Raw genomic sequence first — 23,958 nt, 5'->3', positions numbered from 1 at the left:
GGCATTCGCTATTAAGGATGAGGCGAATGCCGAGTTTTTCTAACATTTACTATTCTACTGAAAAAATATACGAATAAATCGGTTGATTTCCATTATGGACTTCAACTTCTACTTCTTCATATGTTTCTTCTATATACTTTACTAACTCTTCTACTTCTTCATCACTTACATCTTCGCCTTGCAAAATCGTAAGGATTTCATCATCTTCCGTGATCATACCTTCTAACAGTAATTTCACAGTCTCTGATTTATCTTTATGTGTCGCTTTAATTTTTCCATCTGCAATTCCCATGAAATGTCCGTTTTCAATCGTTATTCCATCAATTTGTGTATCACGAACTGCGTAGGTAACTTGTCCAGTCTTAACCTGACCACATGCTTCGTGCATTGCTTCCTTATTCTCGTTAATTTCAGAGTCCGGGTGGAATGCAAGTACAGCACTTATACCTTGTGGGATCGTTTTAGAAGGAACCACAGCTGCATTAACTTCTGCAAGCTCAGCTGCTTGTTCTGCTGCCATTATAATATTTTTATTGTTTGGTAAAATAAGAACGTTTTCTGCGTTTGCTTCAATTATCGCATTTGTAATATCCTGTGTGCTTGGATTCATTGTTTGGCCACCTTCAATAACAACTGAAGCGCCTAAACTTTCAAGTAATGACTTCAAGCCTTTACCCATCGCAACTGTCACAATAGCATACGGAACTTTTTCCTTAGGTACTGCTTCTTTTTCACCAACAATAGCTGTATGTTGCTCACGCATATTTTCTATTTTCATATTAATTAAGCTGCCATAGCGTTGACCTAATGTCATCGCATTACCAGGGTATTCCGCGTGAACATGAACCTTTACAACATCTTCATCTGAAACGACTAATAGTGAATCGCCAATTTCACTCAATTCATTACGAAATTCCTCTTCATTATATGGGTTTGCTTTTATTTTTACATCATCAAACTTAACCATGAATTCAGTACAATAACCAAACTCAATTTCACTTGTATCCATAAAATCCTGCGCAATCTTATGGTGTTCTGCATTCACCATTTCTTCCATTTCAACATCAGATGTAACACCTTCTGGAAGTTCTTCTCCTTTAAGTGCTGCTAAGAATCCCTCGTAAATAGTAACAAGACCTTGTCCACCTGAATCTACTACACCTACTTCTTTTAAAACAGGAAGCAAATCAGGTGTGCGTTTTAATGATGCTTTTGCTTCCCTTAGAACTGTTTCCATTAAAGCGATTACATCTTTTTCGTTTTTCGATGCCTCTACCGCAGCTTTTGCAGCATCTTTAACCACAGTCAGAATTGTACCTTCAACTGGCTTCATAACAGCTTTATATGCAGTAGAAACTCCCATATCAAAAGCTTGAGCTAAATCCTCAGTTGTTAACTCAGCTTTTTTGTCCATTCCTCTTGCGAAACCGCGGAATATTTGGGACAAAATCACACCTGAATTACCTCTAGCACCCATTAATAAGCCCTTAGAAAAAGCTTGGGCTACTTCAGAGATGTTGGAACTATCAAGTTTCTTTACTTCATTTGCTCCAGAAGTCATCGATAAGTTCATATTCGTACCTGTATCTCCATCTGGTACAGGAAATACATTTAGTGCATCAATTTTTTTGGCATTGTTTGTTAAATGGTGAGCTCCCAAGCGAACCATTTGTGTAAAGACTGTGCCATCTAACGTTCTTACTGTCACTATTCTTCCTCCTCTTTCACTACAAATAAACAAAGGTTAATCTTTTTCTACACGTACACCTTGAATATAAATATTGACTGAGTCAATGGACAGTCCTAATGATTTATTCAATGTATATTTAACCTGTGATTGTACGTTGTGAGCTACTTCGGATATTTTTGTACCATAACTAACAATGATATACATATCAATATGAAGATGATCATCTTCTTGACGTACCAGCACACCACGTGCAAAGTTTTCTTTTCGTAAAATCTCAGAAATTCCATCTTTAATTTGATTTTTAGAAGCCATTCCTACTATTCCGTAACATTCAACAGCTGCACCACCGGCAATTGTTGCGATTACATCATTTGTAATTGTTACATGGCCATCATTTGTATTAAGTTCTATGGACATAGTTATCCTCCTTTAATACCCATTATTGATAAGGATATTCTACTATAAACATGCAAATTTTTAAAGCACAGTTGCTTTTAGCGCATATAGCCCCTTATTACAATGGACGAAATCCTTTGCTCTGTCAAGATATTTTTCTTGATGAATTGTCCGAGATTCATTGCGTTATTCGCGTTCTTATGATAAATTATATAAGTAGTAAAATGACATTTGTATGAGTAGGAGGGATTAACATGGCTAGAAAATGTGTTGTAACTGGACGTAAAACTCACAGTGGAAATCAACGTTCTCACGCTATGAATTCCAGCAAGCGTAATTGGAAAGCTAATGTACAAAAAGTACGTATTATGGTAGACGGCAAACCTAAAAAAGTTTATGTTTCTGCTCGCGCCCTTAAGTCAGGTAAAGTAGAGCGCGTATAATATACCTTTTAAGTACAACTTAACATTAGTACATGTTTGAAAAGCACCCTTTTGAAGGGTGCTTTTTTACATTTTCTAGTCCGCTTCTGATCAGTCGCCTCCGCTTTTCCTTGGCTAGCTTCGGCTCCTAGCGACTAGCAAATAGATAGTCCTGTTGAAAGGTACGTATAGTTCGACGTACTTTCACAGTCCTTCCTATTTGTACGTCGCTGAACAGTCGCCTCCGCTTTTCTTTGGCTAGCTGCGGCTCCTAGAAGCTGCCGTCGTAAGCAATTGACACTCACACGCCAAAAACCAGGCGTTTTTCGGTCTCTTGCTTACGCTTCCGCTTCTGAACAGTCGCCTCCGCTTTTCTTAACTTAACTTGTCTATAAAAAAATAAGCTTCTGTCATTAATCTGACAAAAGCTAAGAGTCATTATTTATCTTTCTTAAAAATGCCTATTACTACCCTGACACATCCACCAACAAATCTTGGGAGCTTAATAGTATAAAATTTCATGAGTTCCCCCTCCTCCATTAACAAACACAGCTTAAAATTGGAATCGTCTATCCTATCCATCACGACTCTTTATAAGTAATAGTATGCCTTCATCAAAAGAAAAAGTACCATTATTTAAAAGAAGCTTGTTTGAAATGCAACGAGTTGAACCCCAAAATAAATGATAATTCTGTAATGGATAGTAAAATCCACTTAATGATAAGCCTTTTACATCTTCTGAAAAAGGTACAAAAGATATATTAGGAAATTCTTTCTCGGAAAAAATTTGATAAGAACCAGGTTCAAATACCTCAATCCGATTTGAGTTATCAATTATTATTCCAGTACATTTTCGCTTTAATAGCATGTATAACATCTGAATATTAATAAGCCCATGATCTAACCTACCACCTGTAACACCAAAAAAGTAGATAATATCACTGTTAAGTTCCAATGCTTTTTCAATCGCTATTTCAATATCTGTTTGATCTTTCTCTACTGGAAATTTAGTAAAAGACTTTGATCCCTTTTCTATTGTTATTTCTTCTTGTTTATTAATAGAATCAAAGTCTCCAAGTGCATAATCAGGTTTAATACCATTCATAATTATTGTTAATGACCCTCGATCAGCGCCAATCCATATATCAATTTTTTCTTGATATTGATCTAAGTCCGGAATTAATTCCTCTGGACCATTTGCTACAATGCCTATTGTTTTCATAACTTCTACTCCGAAGTTTCAGTTGCTTGAATAATAGCTTGCATTGCTTGCTTTCGATCTGATTTATTATATACAGCGCTTCCTGCAACTAGAACGTCTGCACCTGCATCAACACATGTTTTAGCGGTATCTACATTCACACCACCATCAATTTCTATTTCAAAGGACAGTTCAAGCTCTGAGCGCCATTTAGCAATCTGGGTAATTTTAGGCACTACATTCGATATAAAAGATTGTCCTCCAAACCCTGGATTAACTGTCATCAGTAATACCATGTCAACATCAGGGAGGATTTCTTTTATCGTATGGGCTGGTGTAGCAGGATTTAAAACAACTCCTGCTTTTACATTAAAGCTTTTTATTAACTGTATTGTTCTATGCAGATGTGGACATGCCTCTTGATGCACAGTAATTATAGAGGCACCTGAATCTGCAAATGCTTTAATATAGTCGTCAGGGTTTTCAATCATCAAATGTACATCTAACGGTAAATTCGTAATTGGTTTTATTGCTTGTACAATTAATGGTCCAATTGTAATGTTAGGAACAAAATGCCCGTCCATAACATCAACATGAATATAATCTGCTCCGCCTTTTTCAACATCTTGAATCTCTTGACCAAGTTTAGAAAAATCGGCTGAAAGAATAGAAGGTGCTATTTTAATCATATTAATACCTCGGCTTTCTTGACTGAATTTCTTCATAAAAAGTTAGATAATGATCATATCGAAATTGTGAAATTTCTCCTTGCTTAACTGCTTCCTTGACTGCACATTTTGGTTCCTTGTTGTGCATACATCCCCGAAATTTGCAGTCCCCTTTTCGTTCACGTATCTCTGGAAAATAATCGCCTATCTCTTCCAACGCAATTTCGTTAAATTCAAGTGCACTAAATCCAGGTGTATCCGCAACTAAACCACCAAATAGTTGAACTAACTCAACATGCCGCGTAGTATGTTTTCCGCGTCCAAGACTTTTTGAGATATCATCTGTTTTAATTTGCAGCTCTGGTTTAAGTGCATTTAACAAGGATGATTTTCCGACACCCGATTGACCAGCAATTACAGAAACACCATCATTAAAATATGCTTCTATGCCTTGTATGTCAAATGGCTCTTTTGATGATACCTGTTCAACCTTGTACCCAATTTCCTGATATGCTCGTGCGAAATTATCTATACTTATTTTTTCTTCTTCTGGTAGAACATCTATTTTCGAAATAATAATAACTGGTTCAATATCCTTTGATTCGATTAACACTAGAAATCGATCTAATAATAAAGTACTGAACGATGGCTCTACTGCAGAACTTATAATGAATGCACGGTCTACGTTTGCGATTGGTGGACGTACTAATTCATTAATTCTTGGTTTTATGTTAATCAGATACCCTTCCATATCGTTCCTAATATCAAAGTCAACAAAATCACCAACAAGGGGCGTAACTTTATTATTTCGGAACAAGCCCCTCCCTCTACATTGATAAATACCATCATCAGATTGTACATAGTAGAATCCGCTAAGTGCCTTTATAATTCTGCCTTCTGCCATTTATTCACCTTCTTCATATGCAACTGTTTTATTAAATACAACCTCGTCATCACGGTACACTTTGTATTCTGCGACCTGATTTGGCTCGATTGTTAATGTTATGGTATATTTCTTGTCTTTTGTAATAGTTTCCTCTTTATAAACCTCTGAAATAGAATGTTCCTTATCTTTTATATAAATCCTGACGGTTTGCTCAACTGGCTCCTCAGGTTCATCTGGTTTATTTGGATCATCTGTTGACTGATCACCGTCATCTGTTTGTTGATCAGGATTGTATGCTACAGTAAATTCAACAGTTTCTGAAACTGGTGGTTTTTCTTCTGGTCCTTTAGAAACGTAAATAGTTACGGTTTCCTCCTTTACCAATTCTGCACCCGATTCTGGTTTCTGACGAATCACTTCTCCTTCTGGTGTGCTATCTGAAAATTCTTCTTCAACATTCGCAACAAGATTCTGCTCTTCAAGATAGCTTGTTGCTTCTTCCTTAGTCATACCCTGAAGGTTATTTAGCATTATTACTTCTGGTCCACTGCTGTATTCAAATATTACAGTTGTATCACTTGGCACTACATCTGAATCAGGTGCAGGCTGAATTTGGGAAATAATTTCACCAGAAGTCTGATCAGAAGTTTTGTCGTAACCAATTACTTTAAATCCTTTATCTTCTAAAATCTGTTTTGTCTGACTAAAATCTTTACCGATATAATCTGAAAATGTTACGGTTTCTTTTCCTTGACTTACTACGAGTGTGACTGTCGATTCTTCTTTCACTACATTATCTGGAGAAGGATTTGTACTAATAACATTTCCTTCTTCTATGTCATCAGAAAAGGCCATTTCCTTTTCGGTTTTTAAATTTAGCTTTTGCAATTCATCTTCTGCTTCCTCATAGTCCATGCCTGTTACATCTGGAACCGTAACGTCATCTGGTTGCAGAAGATCTGGCACAATAAATAATGCAGCAACCCCAGAGGCCAATAATATAAATAATAGAATTGTAATCCATAATACCTTTTTCTTTTTACTTTTTTTCTTCTCTTTTTTCTTCACTTTCTTCTTTTCTTTTTTCTTTCCTTTTTTCTTCTTATTTGGTTCTTCTGCATCATCAGCCACAAATGATTTTGTAGCACCATTCGTTTGATGAACGATTGTGTTTTGATTAGTATTTTCATGCATTTGAGCATCTGTAATGATAGGTATAGCCTTTGTTTCTTCTCCTACTCCTACAGGTGGAACAAATTTATCTTCGTCTAACTTTTCAGGATCTAAGGCCGTCGCCAGTGCATCCTCCATATCATATACCGTATCAAATCTATTAAATGGATCCTTTGCAGTCGCTTTTAGAACGATATTTTCTACACTTTGTGGAACATCCTGATTAAACCGCCTTACAGATGGAGTATCTGTTTGCAAATGTTTCAAAGCAATGGAAACAGGTGATTGTCCAGAAAAGGGTAATCGAGCTGTTAAAAGTTCAAATAACACGATTCCAAGTGAATAAATGTCTGACTTCTTTGTAGCCATCCCACCACGGGCTTGTTCAGGTGATAGATAATGAACAGAACCCAGAATCGAGTTTGTTTGCGTTAATGCAGTAGCACTTAAGGCAACCGCTATACCGAAGTCTGTTACTTTAACTTGTCCGTAAGAATCAACTAATATATTTTGTGGTTTTATATCTCTATGTACAATATTATTAGCGTGCGCATGACCAATAGCTGAACTTATTTGTTTCATTATATCTAATGCTTCGTCAACATTAATTGGTCCATACTTTTGTATATATTCTTTTAAAGTCATCCCGTCCACATATTCCATTACCATGTATAAAATATGGTCTTCTTCTCCAACATCAAAAATATTCACGATATTAGGATGAGATAAGCTTGTCGCTGATTGTGCTTCACGATCAAAGCGAGCAATAAATTCTTCATCATTCGCATATTCCAACCTGAGGACCTTCAGAGCGACATCTCTCTCTAAGATAGTATCTGTTGCTAAATAAACATTGGCCATACCACCGCCGCCAATGGTATTTTTAATCTTATAGCGCTCATTCAAAAGGCGACCGTTTAACACGTAGGTTCACCTTCTTCCTTTGTATGCAATTCATGATGTACGATAACGAGTGAAATGTTATCTTCTCCACCACGTTCATTTGCTAAGGTTATCAAGTTTTTAGATGTGTCTTCTATGGATTCATCAGTTTCCAAAAACGATTGTAACTCAAGGTCGGAAATTTTATTCGATAAACCATCTGAACAAAGTAGAATCATGTTACCTGCTTCCCAAGAAATTGTTCGGATGTCTGGATAAATAATTTCCTCTGTTCCTAATGCCTTTAACAATACGTTTTTTCGTGGGTGATGTTCTGCATCTTCATGAGTTATTTGTCCAGATCTCACAAGTTCATTTACCAGGGAGTGGTCTTCGGTGATTTGACTAAAGCCATCCTCATTTATCATATAGCATCTACTATCACCTATATGTGCAACTGTAATAAAATCTGACGTGCATATCGACATTACAACAGTAGTACCCATACCTTTACATTCTTTTTGGCTAATAGATTTTGCGTATATTTCCTTGTTCACTTGGAGTATGACTGTTTTCAACCACGTCTCAGCTTCTTCAGGTTTATTTATTTCACTACTTTCAAGCCACTTTTCTTCGATGATAGCTGTAGCCATTTGGCTTGCTACATCACCAGCCTGATGTCCACCCATACCATCTGCAATGACAGATAAATATTGATTGGCGTTATTTATAAATAAACCTCCCGCATCCTCATTGTGATTTCGAACACGACCTTGATCTGTAATAAATTTCCCTTTCATCCCTTCACCCCTTGTAGAAAAGCGTAAACGCCTTATTTGAAATAAGACCCTGCTATTCATATACAAAATATCTTTTTTCTATTATTACATGAAGCTTACTAATAATGAAGAACTACTACAATTATTTTTTTATGAAACGAGTAAGAAAAAATCCATCTGTTTGGTATGTATGAGGAAATAGTTGTAATCCTTCATTTGAAATACCCTCACTATTTGTTAAGAAAGATGGTAGTTCATCAAAAAATGTCTGATCTACTGTATATTCTGGGTGACTTTCTAGAAACTTATTTACTACTTGATTATTTTCTTCTTTATCAACTGTACATGTTGTATACATTAAATAACCATTTTTTTTCAATAACGGTGCGACACCGCTTAATATGTCAAATTGAATCTGTGCTAAATTATGAATATCTGATTCTTGTTTATTATACTTAATTTCCGGTTTACCTCGAATTACACCAAAGCCCGAACATGGCGCATCAACTAAAATACGATCAAAGCTTTCAGCATCATGCACGTCCTGTAAATTCCTTGCATCTGCTTGTTTTGCATCGATAGTTGTTAAGTTTAACTTTTCTGCTTTATCATGAATTAGTCTTGCCTTTTTGGCATGTAAATCATAAGCATGTATTTTTCCTTGGTCGTTCATTTTTTCCGCAATATGTGTTACCTTACCTCCGGGTGCACTACAAGCATCTAATACCGACAAATCACTTTTAAGGTTGAGCATTTCCGCAACCAACATCGAGCTCTGATCCTGAACGGTTACATACCCTTCATTAAATAACGATGTCTTTAAAATATTTCCTTCGTCTACAACGATTCCTTGCATGGAGAACTTAGATTCTTGAACATCAAAGTCCAGTTCTTCCAAACTATTTATTGCTTCTTCTCGTGTTATCTTCATTGGTTGAATGCGAATTGAAGTACCCTTACGTTCAAGATTTGCTATACACATCTGTCTAGTTGTGTCTATACCATACATGTCTATCCAGCGCATAACGAGCCATTCCGGATGACTGGTTTCAATTGATATCCTTTTTGATGGGCTTTCAATTGTAGAAGTATCTGGGAATCCATTCCGCTGAATGTTTCGCATGACGCCATTTACTAATGCGGAAATACCTTTATGCCCCCTTCTTTTCGCAATTTCAACCGCTTCATGAATGATTGCATGATCGGGTATTTTATCTAAGAAAACCATTTGATAGACAGACATGCGTAACAACATCGTCACCCAAGGCTTTATTTTTTTATTTGAATTAATGTATGGATCGAGATAATAGTCTAAAGTTAGTTTTCGTTGTAATGTTCCATAAACGATTTCAGTTAATAAACCCGCATCACGTTCTGTGATTTTATGAGATTTAATTTCATGGTCAATAATTAAATGACTAAAACCACTATCCCCATCAATCTTAAGTAATAAATCTAATATGGTCTCTCGTAAGTTATTATTCAAGTGAATCACCCAATACTGTTCCTATTTTCAACCGATCTGGCGAGCCTAGTAAATAATCTTTTACTGTCATTCTTTTCTTACCAGCGGGTTGCATTTCCGTAATCCTTAATCCTTTTTTATTGCCACAAACCACTAACATGGATTCATTGTTTATAATATCTACTATTTCACCAGGTTCTCCGTTGTATTCATGATTATCTAGTTCAGCCACCCAAATTTTCATTGGTTTTCCTTGATACTTTGTAAAAGCGACAGGCCAAGGATTTAGTCCACGAATTTGGTTATAGATCTCATTATTGTTTCGTTGCCAATTAATTTTTTCTTGGTCCCGTTTAATGTTGCTTGCAAATGTAGACTTCGCATGATCCTGCTCAACTGGTGTAATTTCTCCCCTAAAAAGTCTGGGTAATGTGTCCATTAGTAGTGTCGCGCCAGTTGCTGCTAATTTATCGTGCATCGTTCCTACATTGTCATGATTTTCGATTGCAACTTTTTCTTGTGTCAAAATATCTCCCGCATCAAGTTTTTCCACCATATACATAATCGTTATTCCTGTTTCTGTTTTCCCCTGCAAAATTGCCTGGTGAATAGGTGCTCCTCCCCTAAGTTCAGGTAATATAGAAGCATGTACATTGATACAACCGAATGGTGGTGCAGTAAGTATCGGTGTCGGTAATAATTGACCATACGCTGCAGTTACGATTAAATCCGGCTGTAAATCGATAATTTGTTGATAATCGTCTGCCAACTTTTCTGGTTGGAACACTGGTATATTCCGCTTAACTGCCTCCGTTTTAACTGGAGGAGGTGTCATCGTTTTCTTTCTTCCTCTAGGACGATCTGGCTGTGTAACAACTAAAGCAATGTCATAGCCATCCTCAACAAGTGCTTGTAAAATTGGCACAGAAAAATCCGGCGTCCCCATAAATACAATTTTTTTCATCATTATAACCCACTTTCTCTTCTGTCTGGCACGTGCGCCTGGTCCAAACTCGCCTACATCATCTGATATGGTTGCATGTCAACTGATATTAATAAGTCGTCTTTACGTATGTCTGCTTCAAATTGATTTATACTGTTTCGTATTATATTTCGTAGATTTGGTTCATTTTTGTATTTTACCATACACTGATAACGATACCTATCCTTGATACGTGCCATTGGTGATGGTGTTGGTCCTAAAATTATGGTTTCTTCCTTAACAGAGTCAAATAACGATTGAACAATTTTTTGTGTAGTTTGTACAACTTTCACCTGGTTAGGATGAGAAATGGTGATTAGAGCTAGAAATACATATGGTGGATAATGAAACGTTTTCCGCATTGCCATTTCCTTTAAATAAAAATCATTGAAGTTATATTGACTCGCTAGTTCAATACTATAATGATCTGGCGTGTATGTTTGCACAATGACCTCACCTGGTAATTCATGCCGACCAGCTCGTCCACTAACTTGAGTTAGTAGCTGGAATGTTTTTTCCGATGAACGGAAATCAGGTAAATGTAACATCGAATCAGCTGTCAATACACCAACTAAAGTAACATTCTCGAAGTCTAATCCTTTAGCAATCATCTGTGTCCCTAGCAGAATATCCGCTTCACCATTTCCAAATTGACTTAATAGTTTTTCATGTGCACCTTTTCTTCGTGTTGTATCTACATCCATTCGAACAATTCTTGCTTCTGGAATAAGTTGTGTTAATGCTTCCTCAACCCGTTGTGTCCCTGTCCCAAAATAACGGATTAGATCGCTTGAACACTCTGGACAGATTGTTGGCATTGGTTCTTCATAAGAACAGTAGTGGCATTTTAATTGATTTAAGTTTTTATGATAGGTAAGCGCAATATCACAATGCGGACATTCCTTTACATGACCACAATCACGACACATTACAAATGTCGAATAGCCCCGTCTGTTTAATAAAAGGACTACTTGTTCCTTTTTTTCAATACATGTTTCTATTTTTTCTTTTAGCTTTCTAGAAAACATAGTTCTATTTCCTTGGTGCAATTCATTGCGCATATCAACAATTTTTACTTCTGGCATATCTTTCTCGTTTGTCCGTTTACTTAATGTCGCAAGTTTGTAAACACCTTTTTTTGCTCGAGCATACGTTTCAAGTGTAGGTGTTGCACTACCTAAAATTACTGGACATTGATGTTTTTTTCCTCTTTCAATTGCAACATCCCGCGCATGGTACCTAGGCTGATCCTCTTGCTTGTAACTTGTTTCATGTTCTTCATCAATAATGATGATACCTAAATTTTCAAATGGGGCAAAAATAGCGGATCTAGCTCCGACTACTACTTTAACTTCTTTCCTATAAATTTTGCGCCACTCATCATACTTTTCACCACTTGATAACGCACTGTGCATTACAGCAACATCTGATCCAAATCTTCCTTTAAATCGATGAACCATTTGAGGCGTAAGTGAAATTTCGGGAACCAATACGATTGCTTCTTGTCCCTTATCGATTACATCTTTAATGGCTTGAAGATAAATTTCGGTCTTTCCGCTCCCGGTAACACCATGCAATAAAAATACATCATGTGTATTATCTGCAATTGTTTGTTTAATAGGTGTAATAGCCTGATCCTGTTGGACAGTTAATGTTAGTGGAGCCGTTCGTACTATTGCGGAGTCATCAAAAGGGTTCCGGTACACTTCCACCTTTGTTGAAACCAATAACTTCTTGTCCAGTAATGATTTAATCGTAGAACTACTTGTATCTATTTTAGACATTAGCTGTTTTTTATTAATTGCCTCGGGGTATTGAATGAAATATGCCAGCAATTCCCGTTGCTTTTTGGCTTTAGTTGACATATCATTATACGCTTCTTCTAACAAATGCGCGTCAATTCCTGGTTTAATCATCGTTTCCGTTTTTTTGGTAATTTTTGATTTCACTAGATAATCTACTGAAACATCCCCATTGTTAATTGCTTTCAATAGTTGAGGATAACGAATTGTTGACTGAGAGAATTCTGTGTATGGAACAACATCGCGACCTGCAAATAACGATTCCATAGTTGGTTCAAGTTCTTCATCTGTCATTCGCACTAGTTCTTTTTTGTATTGTGATTTTAATACTTGAGGTAACATAACTTGATAAGCGGTAATATATAAACTAACCGTATTCTCAGCAAGCCATTGTCCCAGTTTCAATAGCTCTTCTGTCAAAACAGGTGTTAGATCAAGTACATCTATAACTTCTTTCAATTTATTGTGGGTTGAAGTGGTTGTCAGTTCAATAACAAAACCCATGATCTTTCGTGGGCCAAATGGAACAATAACTCGCATACCTGGAACCAGCACATGTTCAAGCTTACTTGGAATTGCGTAATCAAAGGTCTGGTTAATTTGTTTTGCTGGGACATCTACAATAACTTTTGCAACACTCACGATTTTTCATCCTTCATATCACGCTCAATCAATCCAAGTACTTGTAACGCCATGTCTTTTTTGGAAGACAGTGGCATTTCTTCTCGTTCTAGAGACTTATTTACATAGGTTGCGATGTTTGTTTCACTCCCGAATCCAGCTCCATGTGTAGAAACATTATTTATAATGATTGCGTCTAAGTTTTTCTTTTGCAGCTTTTTGACACCATACTCTAATGGATTAGACGTCTCTGCGGCAAATCCAACTAGAAATTGATTTTCCTTTTCCTCGCCTAACGACTGTAAAATGTCCCGAGTTCTTTCCATTTCCACATTCCATTCACCAGTTTGCTTTTTCAATTTATCATCAAAAATATGTTTTGGACGATAATCAGCGACTGCAGCTGATTTTATTACAATGTCGCTATCTGAAAAGTTATCATGCATCGCTTGATACATTTCTTCAGCAGTTATTACGTCGATTCGTTTTATAGTAGAGTTTGAAACCTCTAAGCTCACCGGACCACTCACTAGTGTAACTTCCGCACCCAATTCTGCAGCAGCCTCCGCAAGCGCAAATCCCATTTTTCCTGTTGATCGATTTGTAAAAAAACGAACCGGATCAATTTTTTCACGTGTTGGACCTGCAGAAATCAATAGCTTTTTGCCATTTAAGGGAGCACTGACCTTTTTAGAGTCTTGGTGTTGAATTACCGTATCGATAATACTTTCTGGTTCTTCCAATCGACCTTTTCCCACATAACCACATGCCAGGAATCCCGCACCAGGTTCGATAAAATGATAATTCCAGTCATCAAGCTGTTTCATATTCTTAATTACTGCTGGATGTGCATACATATGAACATTCATTGCTGGTGCAATATAAACATCAGCTTGGGTAGCAAGTAGGGTTGTAGATAGCATGTCATCTGCTATACCATTTGCTAGTTTACCGATAATATTTGCAGTCGCAGGAGCAATAATCGCAATGTCTGCCCAATCTGCAACATCAATATGTGCTATTTTTTGGGGATTCTTTTCATCGAAGGTATCTGTATAAACAGGATTTCTTGATAAAGCTTGAAATGTAAGAGGAGAAACAAACTTCGAGGCATTTTCTGTCATCATTACTCGAACATTCGCTCCTGCTTGTGTTAGTTTACTTGTTAATGCACAAGCTTTATATGCAGCTATTCCCCCAGAAACGCCTAAAAGAATATTTTTATTTTTCATCATTTTTTTAAGCCCCTTTTATTACTTTCTCTTTCAGTTATACCATATAATGGACACAATTCTAAATACATTACTTCAAAAACAATCAAAACCCCTCGCAATTTATGCGAGGGGTCTATTTTCTTACTTCTCCGTTACAAACAATTTATCAGCTAACACTTCTTCTAATGCGATACCCACATGTTTATATGATTTAGGGTCATCAATTAAAATGGAATTCGTATCGAGCATTTGTCTTGCGCGTCGTGCTGATAATGTTACCAGTGTGTATTTAGAATTAATTTTTTCTTGAAGCTTATCGATTGACGGTTCTAACATCATGAGATTTCATCCTCCAGTAATTGTTTGTATTGTTTTTCAATTCGTTCTCTCTTACAATGTTCACTTTGAATAATAGATTGAACCTTACTGACAGCATGTTCAACCTGATCGTTAACGACCACGTAATCATATGCGTCCATCATTTCAATTTCTTTCCTTGCTTCACGTAGACGATTTAACACAAGCTCCTGTGATTCCGTTCCACGGTTGACAATTCTGTTCTTAAGTTCAACAAGACTAGGTGGAAATAGGAAGATAAATACGCCCTCTGGAAAATTCTCTCTAACCTGTAATGCTCCTTGTACTTCTATTTCCAAGAATACGTCTTTTCCCTCTGCTAAGGTCTTTTCAACATATTCACGTGGTGTTCCATAGTAATTATTAACATATTTAGCATATTCTAACAGTTGATTCTGTTTAATCAATGCCTCAAATTCTTCTTTTGTTTTATAAAAATAATCAATACCATCTCTTTCACCTGGGCGCACATCTCTTGTTGTCATAGATATAGAGTATTTCAACTCCGTATCCTGTTCAAAAAGTTCTTTTCGTACAGTTCCTTTTCCTACACCGGACGGGCCTGAAAGAATAAATAATATCCCTTTCTGATCAATCAAAGCAGTACCTCCTATTATTCATCTGAAACCTCATCATGACTTAATACACGCTGACCAACTGTTTCTGGTTGAACAGCAGACAAGACTACATGGTCACTGTCCGTAATAATAACAGCCCTTGTACGTCTTCCGTATGTTGCATCAACTAATTTGTTCGTTTCTCTTGCTACTGTAATAATTCGTTTTATTGGTGCAGATTCTGGTGATACGATGGAAATAATTCGGTTGGCAGATACTACATTACCAAACCCTATATTTATTAATCTTAAACTCAACTTGGTTCCCCCTTATATGTATCTCAGATCATGCCTATTTCTACGTCTGATATTAATTATTATCTTTGATTAAGTATAGTATATTTAAAAGGGATTGCAAAACTAAAACCTAACATTACTAACTCTATCTATTATACATACTTTGTTAAGAAAAGCGCAAGCGCCTTGGTCAGCCCCGACAAGTTTAAGACGAATCTCTTAGTGATGATTTTTATCACAAAGAGATTTGTCTTAAAACCTCGAGGGGCTAGGCGCTGGAGCTAGACAGATTAACGCCAAAGCTTTATACTTTCTTTCCTTGGACCAAAAGAAAAACTCCTTCCCTGAAAAAAATGAAGGAAAGAAGTTTTTTTCATTTTATTGATTGTTTCTAGCGTTCTTTGGCTTATGCGTCCGCTTCTGAACAGTCGCCTTCGCTTTTCTTGTCCAGCTGCGGCTCCTAGAAGCTGCCGTCATAAGCAATTGACACTCCAAACGCCAAAAACCAGGCGTTTTCCGGTCCCTTTCTTATGCGTCCGCTTCTGAACAGTCGCCTTCGCTTTTCTTGTCTAGCTGCGGCTCCTAGCGACTAGCAAATAAATAGTCCTGATGAATGTACGGATAGTTCACCGTACTTTCACAGTTCTATCTATTTGTACGTCGCTGTACAGTCGCCTTCGCTTTTCTACTTTTCTTCTTACTTTTTTGTGAATCCAAAAAATACGGTTGGTATTGCACTTAGTGCAAGTATGAATATCCAATCTCGTATACTCAAGAAAACAGTGTGGAATATCGGTTGTAATGGTTCAAAATAAATGACACATAACAACATGGCAAGTGATGATAATACTGCGAGTACTAGATATTTATTGCCAAATGGATTCCGTGAAAATACGGAACGTTCACTTCGACAATCAAATACATGAATTAATTGTGCCATGACAAGAGTAGTAAATGCCATCGTCTGTGCATAAATCAAATTATCGGGATTGTCCTGATAGGCTATCATAAACGCAACTAACGTAACTAATCCGATTAACAGACCCCGACTAACTATTTTAAAACCTAGTCCCCTTGCAAAAATACCTTCTTTTGGATGACGTGGTTTACGGCTCATGACGTCTGCTTCCGGTTGGTCTAGTCCTAGCGCCATAGCTGGTAGTCCATCTGTAACTAAGTTAACCCATAAAATTTGTACCGGAACGAGTGGCAATGGGAGTCCTAATAACATGGCGAATAGCATTACTAAAATTTCACCAACATTAGAAGCCAATAAGTAACGAATAAACTTACGAATGTTTTCGTAAATATTTCTTCCTTCATTTATTGCAGCTTTAATTGTTGCAAAATTATCATCCATTAAAATAAGAGATGACGCTTCTTTCGCCACGTCTGTACCGCTACGTCCCATACTTATTCCTATATTACTTGCTTTAATAGCAGGCGCATCATTTACTCCATCACCAGTCATGGCTACAATGTGACCTTTTTGTTGAAAAGCATCAACTATTTTTAACTTATGCTCTGGTGTAACTCGGGCAAATACGTAAACGCGGTCTATAATTTCTTCCAATTCATCTGTTGACATTTGATTTAGTTGATAGCCATCGAGAACTAGTCCATTTTCTGGTAATAAATTCAAATTGGTCGCAATCGCACGAGCTGTTTTCTCATGATCACCTGTAATCATAACTGTTTTAATTCCTGCTTTTTTACAATCCTCGATCGCCGCTTTCACTTCTTTTCGAGGTGGGTCGATCATTCCGTATAAACCAATGAATGTTAAGTCATTCTCTAACAAACTGTCACTCTGCTCGCTATTTGTGAGCGGTTTTATCGCAATTGCAATTGTCCTTAGTGCTTTTTCACCCATTTTGTTAATCTCATCATTGATTCTGTTCTTATCTGCGGATTTCATCAATCGTTTTTCATTATTCGATATTACAAAGGTCGATCTTGGCAACAGTACGTCTGGAGCCCCTTTCGTAATAAGAAATTGACGTTTGTTCTCATCTTCCACGACCATACTCATCCGTTTTCTAGTTGAATCAAACGGTATTTCTTTGACAATACGATACGATTCCCCGTCAGATTGTGTGATGCCCAATTTCCTTGCAGCAACAAGAAGCGCTCCATCTGTTGGGTCACCATTAATAAAGTTTTTCCCCTTTTTCACTAGAAGGGATGAATGGTTACAAAGCATTCCATATAAAAGCATTGATTTTAAGTGAGGAAATTGATCATCTACCTTTTTGTTATTGGAATAATAATCGCCTAGTAGGTCATATCCATCACCCGTTACAACTAAATTATTATCATTTAAATAAAGCTCTTTAACCGTCATTTGATTTTCAGTCATTGTACCTGTTTTATCGGAACAAATAACTGATGCACTACCAAGCGTTTCAACCGCTGAGAGTTTGCGTACGATCGCATTCTTTCTAATCATTCGTTGTACTCCGAGTGACAATGCAACCGTTACAATTGCTGGAAGTCCTTCTGGTATAGCAGCGACAGCTAATGAGACCCCTGCCAGAAACATATTATAGACTGGATGCCCTTGATAGACTCCTACACCAACAACTAATGCAGTTAAAATAAGGGCGATTATGATTAATATCTTTCCTAATTCTGCAAGCTTATGTTCTAATGGTGTAATAATTTTCTTCGTTTTAACCATTAGTGATGCAATTTGTCCCATCACCGTATTCATGCCTGTTCCGACAACAATACCTGTCCCCGATCCACGTGTTACCAATGTTCCCATAAAAGCCATATTTGTTTGGTCTTGTGGACCTAAATCTTCTTTATTAAGGGAATTAGCATGTTTCATTACCGGAAGCGATTCACCCGTTAAGGTAGATTCTTCTGTTTCCATGCTTTTTGAATCTACTATTCTTAAATCTGCAGGAATTCTATCTCCACTACTGACTTGAATTACATCACCAACAACAATATCTTTTGATGGTCTTTTTTCCCAGGACTTATCCCTTAATACATAAGCAAAAGGAGCGGATAGTTCTTTTAACTTAGCTAATGATTTTTCCGCTTTTTGTTCTTGAAAAAATCCAATAAACCCGTTCACAAAAACGATAACCATAATTGCTATTGCATCAATATATTCGCCGAGTAGTCCCGCAATTAAAGTCGCCGCCAATAAAACTAACACCATAAAATCCTGAAACTGTTTAATGAAAATTAACCATTTTGCAGTCTGTTTCCCTGCATCCAATTCGTTTGCCCCATGCTGCTTTCGTCTAGTTTCCACTTGTTTTGATGTAAGCCCTCGCTCAGTTGTAACATGTAGCTTTTGTTCAATTGTTTCTTTGTCTAATTGATACCACTGCAAAACACACCCCTCCAGTTTAGCCCCATTTCTTATCAAGAAATTGATAATTTTAGCCTTCTCTTAACGATATGTATGCAGACTTGTCCTGAAAAATGCTATAATTGCGCATGAGGTGATTGCATGCCATTCGATGGAATTGTAACAAGAGCACTAACAAATGAATGGAACGAACAAATTGTTCCTGGCAAAATAAATAAAATTTATCAACCAACAGATACTGAGATTGTTTTCACTATACGAAGCAATGGAAAAAATCATACATTACTATTTTCTATTCATCCGATGTACGCTAGAATACATATCACAAATGATACGTATACAAATCCGAAAGAACCTCCAATGTTTTGTATGATTCTTCGAAAATATTTATCAGGTTCGGTCATCGAATCGATCGAACAGGATGGAATGGAACGAATCATAACATTCACTTTTAAAACGAGAAATGAAATTGGGGATATCACTCACAAATCACTCGTGATTGAATTAATGGGGAAACATAGTAATTTGATGCTAATTGATCAAGAAAAAGGACATATTATCGATAGCCTAAAACATGTATCATTAGCACAGAACCGTCACCGGACGATATTACCTGGTCATGAATACATTCTTCCACCACATCAAGATAAACTAAATATATTAACAATAAACGCGGAAGAATTCATCCGGAAAATTGACTTCAATCAAGGGAAAATAGAAAATCAAATTATCCAAACCCTTAGTGGTGTATCACCCTTAGTTGCTCGTGAGATAGTAGGACGGGCTAAACTTGGATCACAGCAGACGTATATGAGCGTTTTTACTGATTTACAACATACCATTCAAAACTTTGATTTTAAACCTGCTATATATAGAAATAAAAAAGAAGATTTTCATGTATTACCACTTGAAACTGTAGATGGTGATAAAGAAGCGTTTGCTACCACTAACGAAATGCTTGATGCTTTTTACTCTGGAAAAGCGGAACGTGATCGTGTCAAACAACAAGCCAAAGATCTTTATCGTTTTATTAAAAATGAGAAAGATAAAAACGAACGTAAAATGAAAAAGCACAATCAAACCATAAAAAAAGCGGATAACGCAGATAAATTTCAACATTTAGGTGAATTGTTAACAGCAAATATGCATCTTGTAAAAAAAGGTGATAAATCCGTAGTTGTAACAGATTACTATGATCCTGAACAAAGGGAGCTTACGATTGAATTAAATCCAAACAAAACACCAAGTGAAAATACACAAGGATTCTTCAAAACCTATCAAAAGCTAAAAACATCAAAAAAAGTAGTTGAGAAAGAAATAAGTAAAACGAAAGATGAAATTAATTACCTTGACCAATTACTCCAACAAATTGATGTAGCTCGAGAGGAAGATGTAGAAGACATTCGGGAAGAACTACGTGATGAAGGCTATCTAAAAAGACAACGTTCGAAGCAAAAGAAAAAGAATAAGCAAGGATTGCCTAAGCCGGATGCATACCAGGCAACTGATGGAACTCAGATTCTAGTAGGGAAAAATAATAAGCAAAATGAATATGTTACAAATAAACTAGCACATCGTGATCATGTATGGTTACACACAAAGGATATTCCTGGTTCACATGTGGTTATTCAAGATAAAAATCCTAGTGAAGAGACATTGCTTGAAGCTGCTCATTTAGCAGCATTCTTCAGTAAATCTCAGCAGTCCTCTTCTGTACCGGTTGATTACACAACCATTCGACATGTAAAGAAACCAAATGGTGCAAAGCCTGGGTTTGTGACGTATGATAACCAAAAAACGCTTTTTGTAACACCAGACAAAACTATTACTGAAACATTAAAAAGTAATATAAAAAACGGATGATTCTATAATTAGAGTCATCCGTTTCTTTTATCTTGGCTCTTTTCGTACGCATTGATGCTTTTCATCTTCATAGTGAGATAAACTACGACGTAACTAAGGTTTATGTCCAAAGACATGTGTTATTGCTGCCGTCCAGGATCGCTCCGGGCGGATGCTTTCCGCGGGCACGGCCTTAGCCTCCTCGAGAAGACCACTCTGCGGGGTCTTCGGACACGTGCTGTTCCCGCAGGAGTCACCGCCCTCCACTCACCTGGACTGGTAAAGCTAATTACGTAAGCATTCTTTGTCATTTCATTCAACTAATGAACACTGTTATTGGCAGCTGTTATACCAGCAGCCCGTATACACGTAGACTCCTCGAAAAAGAAAAGCACTTTTTCTTCGTGCGATGCCTTTTCAAGAAGCCTTCCTTATTCTGCGGGAGGAAAGGCATCGGTGAGACTACGCAGTGCGTTAGCACAAGGAGGCTCACCAGCCACCCGCGAAAAGCGAAGTGTATACGGGTTGCAGCTGCCTTAGTAACTTGTTTCCATTATCAGTACTACAGATCTAACTTAGATATAAGTTATGTCGTAGGAGTTTATATCTATTCTCTTATAAACCAACAACCCTTGAGAATACAGCCTTTATCTTAGTCTACTTTCCGCAACCAGGTGCTTACGCTTTTCTATACAGCTTTAGCATTTAAGGTTACATCAACATTACCACGGGTGGCTTTGGAATAAGGGCAAACCTTATGTGCCTCTTCCACTAACTTGTCTGCTTCTTCTTGACTGACACCTTTGACAGAAACATTCAACGTTGCTGCAATTTTAAATCCACCATCTTCTTCATCTTTGCAAAAACTAACCTCTGCAGTAGTTTCAGAGTCGATTTTTTTATCTTGTTTTGACGCTACCAGATTTAATGCACCATCAAAACATGATGAATAGGTTGCAGCGAAAAGTTGCTCAGGATTCGATCCTTTATCTTCCTTATTCGTTGCAGGATTTACTAAGTCTAAATCAATTAGTCCATCCTCAGATTTAACATGACCATCACGGCCATTTTTCGCAGTTGCTTTTGATGTAAAGATTACCTTGCTCATATATCTAACACTCCTCTATTATCTGAATATATAATACTGTTCCACTAAGTTTACTTTACTAAACAATTATATATAGACTCTTTTAGTAAAGGTTGTTGTTTGTATAATGCCGCAGTGGAAATATACTCGCTTTCCGCGGGGCAGCCGCAAGCCTCCTCAACTCGTACCTCGCCTCAGGGGTCTTGCGTAGCTTGCTTTTCCCGCAGGAGTCTCGCATATTTCCACTGCTGATACTCATTTATCATCCTACACAGCAACACTTTTCATTTAATAACAACAAACATTTAGAAACAATTATATATAGTCCTTATTTAAAATCGTATCAAGGAATTTTTCTACCTGTGGCAATTTCCTTACCTCTTCCTGATAACAAACCCATGTACTTTTTGTAACACTCCGTTTATTTAATGTTAATGCTACATGTGGATATTCGTCCATCATTGTATCGGAAACGCTTTTTGGTAAAACCGCCATGCCTAGCCCTTGTTTCATAAACTGCTTACAGGTTTCGATTTGATCAACTCGGATTGTTTTAAGTGGCTTAATATGATGTTGATGATGGTACAGCCAATTATCAACTAATTCATGCATACTGTCATCGCTCTTAAACGAAATTAATGGTCTTTCTTTTAATTTATTTTTTGGAAATGGTTCGGTATCAAATATATATAATGGATCCTCAAATATACAAGAACACATACTCTCCCTTAACTTTTCACCACGAATTATACAAACATGATAATTTTTATGATCACGTTTGATGTCTTCACTAATACCCGTGACAAGATCAATGCCAACATTCGGATACGCACTGGTGTATTCAGCGAGCATAGCAGGTAAATAACGCTGGCTAATGAGCGAAGAGCATGCGATAGATAACGTACCTTGAACCTCTTCACTAGACTCAAGCAAACTGTTTTTCAACGCTTCTTCTCCTTCAACCACAGTCTTGGCATGATTGATTATCATTTCACCAACAGGTGTAAGCATTAGCTTTTTGGATGTACGAATAAAAATGGTTTGACCAAAGTATTCCTCTATGTATTTAAGACGTTGTGTTACGGCCGGCTGCGATATTAATATGATTTTGGCTGTTCCACGAATGGTTCCAATCTCGTTTAATTTTAATAATAAAATATAATCATCAATTTTCATTTTGCAACCCTCACTTGATAAGTATTTATTATTACTATCGATTATAAACTAGTATTTTACTTATTGCATCTTTAAACATATGATAACCATATACACAACATAATCGAAGGAGGTAAATGTTTATGAATGAGAAGGAAAATGTAAAAAGGTCTTTTGGGAAAAACAGTAACGCCTATGTTACAAGCTCCACACATGCAACTGGTATTGATTTACCATTAATGATTGAATGGTTGAAGCCAAATTCGACGATGATAGCTCTCGATATTGCAACCGGTGGTGGACATGTCGCTAAACAACTTTCTAACCACGTTGCGAAAGTAACCGCATCCGATTTAACCGAAGCAATGTTAACAAATACCGCAAAACATCTGAAAGAATATGAAAATATCAGCTATACTATTGCAGATGCTGAAGAATTACCGTTTGATGACCATTCTTTTGATATCGTTACATGTCGAATTGCGGCACATCATTTTCCAAATCCAGAGAAATTCATCAAAGAAGTTCAGCGCATTTTGAAGCCTGGTGGAAAATTTGTACTTATTGATAACATTGCACCTGAAGACCCAACACTTGATAATTTTGTAAATACGTTTGAAAAGATGCGAGATTATAGTCATGTTCGGTCACTCCCTATATCTGAATGGAAAAAATTATTGACCACCTACCAATTATCCGTGCTCCAAGAAAAATCGAGAAAGAAAACATTGCCATATAACGAGTGGTTGAATCGCATGGTGGAAGATGAAGGGATAAAACGTGAAGTTACTTCTTATATGAAAAATGCACCGGAAAATGTTCGAGAATATTTTCAAGTGAAAATTAAGGATGATCAATTACAATCGTTTGCTATTGATGAGTGGATGGTTATGTGTGAAATTTGTTTGAAAGATGATTAATATTTTTAATGTAATATTTTAAGCGGACATTGAGTACGTTATTTTATTAATTGACCCTATTTCAAGGGCTAAGCGGACCCTGAGTCCTCTATTTACGAAAAAGCATAAGGAAATTACTGCTTTTTTACAAAATAGCGGAACCTATGTCCGCGAATATTAGGAATTAACCCATTTTTCCACAAATAACGGAACTGATGAAGTCCGCCAAGCTCGGAATATGTTAAAGAGACCAAAT

At 36.9% G+C, this 23,958-nt stretch carries 21 protein-coding genes; 3 read left to right on the top strand and 18 right to left on the bottom strand.

All coding sequences use genetic code 11. From position 1 onward, the window contains the following. Nucleotides 1-49: 49 nt before the first annotated feature. On the bottom strand, nt 50-1,708 hold the full coding sequence (locus LG329_RS00220) for a DAK2 domain-containing protein (RefSeq protein ID WP_404452552.1): 1,659 nt from the start codon (nt 1,706-1,708) through the stop codon (nt 50-52). 36 nt (nt 1,709-1,744) lie between these two features. Then, nucleotides 1,745-2,107: an Asp23/Gls24 family envelope stress response protein gene (locus LG329_RS00215; RefSeq protein ID WP_404452551.1), complete on the bottom strand. Its 363-nt coding sequence runs from the start codon at nt 2,105-2,107 to the stop codon at nt 1,745-1,747. Nucleotides 2,108-2,340: 233 nt separating this feature from the next. On the opposite strand from LG329_RS00215, the gene rpmB reads away from it, so the two are divergent. Further along, nucleotides 2,341-2,529, top strand: coding sequence for a 50S ribosomal protein L28 (gene rpmB, locus LG329_RS00210; RefSeq protein ID WP_089062798.1), 189 nt, complete (start codon nt 2,341-2,343; stop codon nt 2,527-2,529). Nucleotides 2,530-2,946: 417 nt separating this feature from the next. Here the strand turns inward: rpmB and spoVM are convergent, their stop codons facing one another. The 14 genes from spoVM to LG329_RS00140 form a co-directional block, all read right to left on the bottom strand. Next, nucleotides 2,947-3,030, bottom strand: a complete 84-nt coding sequence (gene spoVM / locus LG329_RS00205) for a stage V sporulation protein SpoVM (RefSeq protein WP_404456347.1) — start codon at nt 3,028-3,030, stop codon at nt 2,947-2,949. Between the two features lie 52 nt (nt 3,031-3,082). After that, entirely contained in the window at nt 3,083-3,730 is a 648-nt protein-coding gene (locus tag LG329_RS00200) for a thiamine diphosphokinase (protein ID WP_404452550.1), read from the bottom strand. Between the two features lie 5 nt (nt 3,731-3,735). Then, nucleotides 3,736-4,398 (bottom strand): ribulose-phosphate 3-epimerase, encoded by a 663-nt coding sequence (gene rpe / locus LG329_RS00195; protein ID WP_404452549.1) that lies wholly within the window; start codon nt 4,396-4,398, stop codon nt 3,736-3,738. Nucleotide 4,399: 1 nt separating this feature from the next. Further along, nucleotides 4,400-5,281 carry a ribosome small subunit-dependent GTPase A gene (gene rsgA, locus LG329_RS00190; protein ID WP_404452548.1) on the bottom strand — a complete coding sequence of 294 codons (882 nt, stop codon included), beginning with the start codon at nt 5,279-5,281 and terminating at the stop codon, nt 4,400-4,402. Beyond that, nucleotides 5,282-7,360, bottom strand: a complete 2,079-nt coding sequence (gene pknB, locus LG329_RS00185) for a Stk1 family PASTA domain-containing Ser/Thr kinase (RefSeq protein WP_404452547.1) — start codon at nt 7,358-7,360, stop codon at nt 5,282-5,284. Then, nucleotides 7,354-8,118 carry a Stp1/IreP family PP2C-type Ser/Thr phosphatase gene (locus LG329_RS00180; protein ID WP_404452546.1) on the bottom strand — a complete coding sequence of 255 codons (765 nt, stop codon included), beginning with the start codon at nt 8,116-8,118 and terminating at the stop codon, nt 7,354-7,356. The genes pknB and LG329_RS00180 overlap by 7 nt, the downstream gene beginning before the upstream one ends. A gap of 121 nt (nt 8,119-8,239) precedes the next feature. Next, nucleotides 8,240-9,583: a 16S rRNA (cytosine(967)-C(5))-methyltransferase RsmB gene (gene rsmB, locus LG329_RS00175; RefSeq protein WP_404452545.1), complete on the bottom strand. Its 1,344-nt coding sequence runs from the start codon at nt 9,581-9,583 to the stop codon at nt 8,240-8,242. Further along, nucleotides 9,576-10,526 carry a methionyl-tRNA formyltransferase gene (fmt, locus tag LG329_RS00170; protein ID WP_404452544.1) on the bottom strand — a complete coding sequence of 317 codons (951 nt, stop codon included), beginning with the start codon at nt 10,524-10,526 and terminating at the stop codon, nt 9,576-9,578. The genes rsmB and fmt overlap by 8 nt, the downstream gene beginning before the upstream one ends. A gap of 53 nt (nt 10,527-10,579) precedes the next feature. After that, complete coding sequence (gene priA, locus LG329_RS00165; protein ID WP_404452543.1) at nt 10,580-12,988, bottom strand: primosomal protein N'; 2,409 nt, start codon at nt 12,986-12,988, stop codon at nt 10,580-10,582. After that, nucleotides 12,985-14,202, bottom strand: a complete 1,218-nt coding sequence (coaBC, locus tag LG329_RS00160) for a bifunctional phosphopantothenoylcysteine decarboxylase/phosphopantothenate--cysteine ligase CoaBC (protein ID WP_404452542.1) — start codon at nt 14,200-14,202, stop codon at nt 12,985-12,987. The genes priA and coaBC overlap by 4 nt, the downstream gene beginning before the upstream one ends. Before the next feature lie 120 nt (nt 14,203-14,322). Next, nucleotides 14,323-14,520: a DNA-directed RNA polymerase subunit omega gene (gene rpoZ / locus LG329_RS00155; protein WP_404452541.1), complete on the bottom strand. Its 198-nt coding sequence runs from the start codon at nt 14,518-14,520 to the stop codon at nt 14,323-14,325. Then, on the bottom strand, nt 14,517-15,137 hold the full coding sequence (gmk, locus tag LG329_RS00150) for a guanylate kinase (protein ID WP_404452540.1): 621 nt from the start codon (nt 15,135-15,137) through the stop codon (nt 14,517-14,519). Before gmk ends, rpoZ begins: the two co-directional genes overlap by 4 nt. Nucleotides 15,138-15,151: 14 nt before the next feature. Next, entirely contained in the window at nt 15,152-15,412 is a 261-nt protein-coding gene (remA, locus tag LG329_RS00145; RefSeq protein ID WP_089532669.1) for an extracellular matrix/biofilm regulator RemA, read from the bottom strand. Between the two features lie 676 nt (nt 15,413-16,088). Continuing rightward, nucleotides 16,089-18,740 (bottom strand): calcium-translocating P-type ATPase, SERCA-type, encoded by a 2,652-nt coding sequence (locus LG329_RS00140; protein ID WP_404452539.1) that lies wholly within the window; start codon nt 18,738-18,740, stop codon nt 16,089-16,091. Nucleotides 18,741-18,860: 120 nt separating this feature from the next. Between LG329_RS00140 and LG329_RS00135 the strand changes: the two genes are divergently transcribed. Next, complete coding sequence (locus LG329_RS00135) at nt 18,861-20,582, top strand: NFACT family protein (protein ID WP_404452538.1); 1,722 nt, start codon at nt 18,861-18,863, stop codon at nt 20,580-20,582. Between the two features lie 667 nt (nt 20,583-21,249). Here the strand turns inward: LG329_RS00135 and LG329_RS00130 are convergent. Next, complete coding sequence (locus LG329_RS00130; RefSeq protein ID WP_404452537.1) at nt 21,250-21,669, bottom strand: organic hydroperoxide resistance protein; 420 nt, start codon at nt 21,667-21,669, stop codon at nt 21,250-21,252. A 294-nt stretch (nt 21,670-21,963) separates the two neighbouring features. Further along, a complete protein-coding gene (locus LG329_RS00125; protein ID WP_404452536.1) occupies nt 21,964-22,824 on the bottom strand; it encodes a LysR family transcriptional regulator in 861 nt (286 codons plus the stop codon). 122 nt (nt 22,825-22,946) lie between these two features. On the opposite strand from LG329_RS00125, the gene LG329_RS00120 reads away from it, so the two are divergent. Continuing rightward, nucleotides 22,947-23,723: a class I SAM-dependent methyltransferase gene (locus tag LG329_RS00120; protein ID WP_404452535.1), complete on the top strand. Its 777-nt coding sequence runs from the start codon at nt 22,947-22,949 to the stop codon at nt 23,721-23,723. The last annotated feature ends 235 nt before the right edge of the window (nt 23,724-23,958 follow it).

Source organism: Virgibacillus necropolis (assembly GCF_044793635.1).
GTDB classification, from domain to species: Bacteria; Bacillota; Bacilli; order Bacillales; family Amphibacillaceae; genus Virgibacillus_F; species Virgibacillus_F necropolis_A.
Note: the sequence above shows the minus strand (reverse complement) of the source record. Positions and strands in the feature narration are given on the sequence as shown.

Bases quoted from the DNA above. Each gene is read 5' to 3' on its own strand.
- LG329_RS00215 (WP_404452551.1), bottom strand. From the start codon at position 2,107: ATGTCCATAGAACTTAATACAAATGATGGCCATGTAACAATTACAAAT.
- rpmB (WP_089062798.1), top strand. From the start codon at position 2,341: ATGGCTAGAAAATGTGTTGTAACTGGACGTAAAACTCACAGTGGAAAT.
- spoVM (WP_404456347.1), bottom strand. From the start codon at position 3,030: ATGAAATTTTATACTATTAAGCTCCCAAGATTTGTTGGTGGATGTGTC.
- LG329_RS00200 (WP_404452550.1), bottom strand. From the start codon at position 3,730: ATGAAAACAATAGGCATTGTAGCAAATGGTCCAGAGGAATTAATTCCG.
- rpe (WP_404452549.1), bottom strand. From the start codon at position 4,398: ATGATTAAAATAGCACCTTCTATTCTTTCAGCCGATTTTTCTAAACTT.
- rsgA (WP_404452548.1), bottom strand. From the start codon at position 5,281: ATGGCAGAAGGCAGAATTATAAAGGCACTTAGCGGATTCTACTATGTA.
- LG329_RS00180 (WP_404452546.1), bottom strand. From the start codon at position 8,118: ATGAAAGGGAAATTTATTACAGATCAAGGTCGTGTTCGAAATCACAAT.
- fmt (WP_404452544.1), bottom strand. From the start codon at position 10,526: ATGAAAAAAATTGTATTTATGGGGACGCCGGATTTTTCTGTGCCAATT.
- coaBC (WP_404452542.1), bottom strand. From the start codon at position 14,202: ATGATGAAAAATAAAAATATTCTTTTAGGCGTTTCTGGGGGAATAGCT.
- rpoZ (WP_404452541.1), bottom strand. From the start codon at position 14,520: ATGATGTTAGAACCGTCAATCGATAAGCTTCAAGAAAAAATTAATTCT.
- LG329_RS00135 (WP_404452538.1), top strand. From the start codon at position 18,861: ATGCCATTCGATGGAATTGTAACAAGAGCACTAACAAATGAATGGAAC.
- LG329_RS00130 (WP_404452537.1), bottom strand. From the start codon at position 21,669: ATGAGCAAGGTAATCTTTACATCAAAAGCAACTGCGAAAAATGGCCGT.
- LG329_RS00125 (WP_404452536.1), bottom strand. From the start codon at position 22,824: ATGAAAATTGATGATTATATTTTATTATTAAAATTAAACGAGATTGGA.
- LG329_RS00120 (WP_404452535.1), top strand. From the start codon at position 22,947: ATGAATGAGAAGGAAAATGTAAAAAGGTCTTTTGGGAAAAACAGTAAC.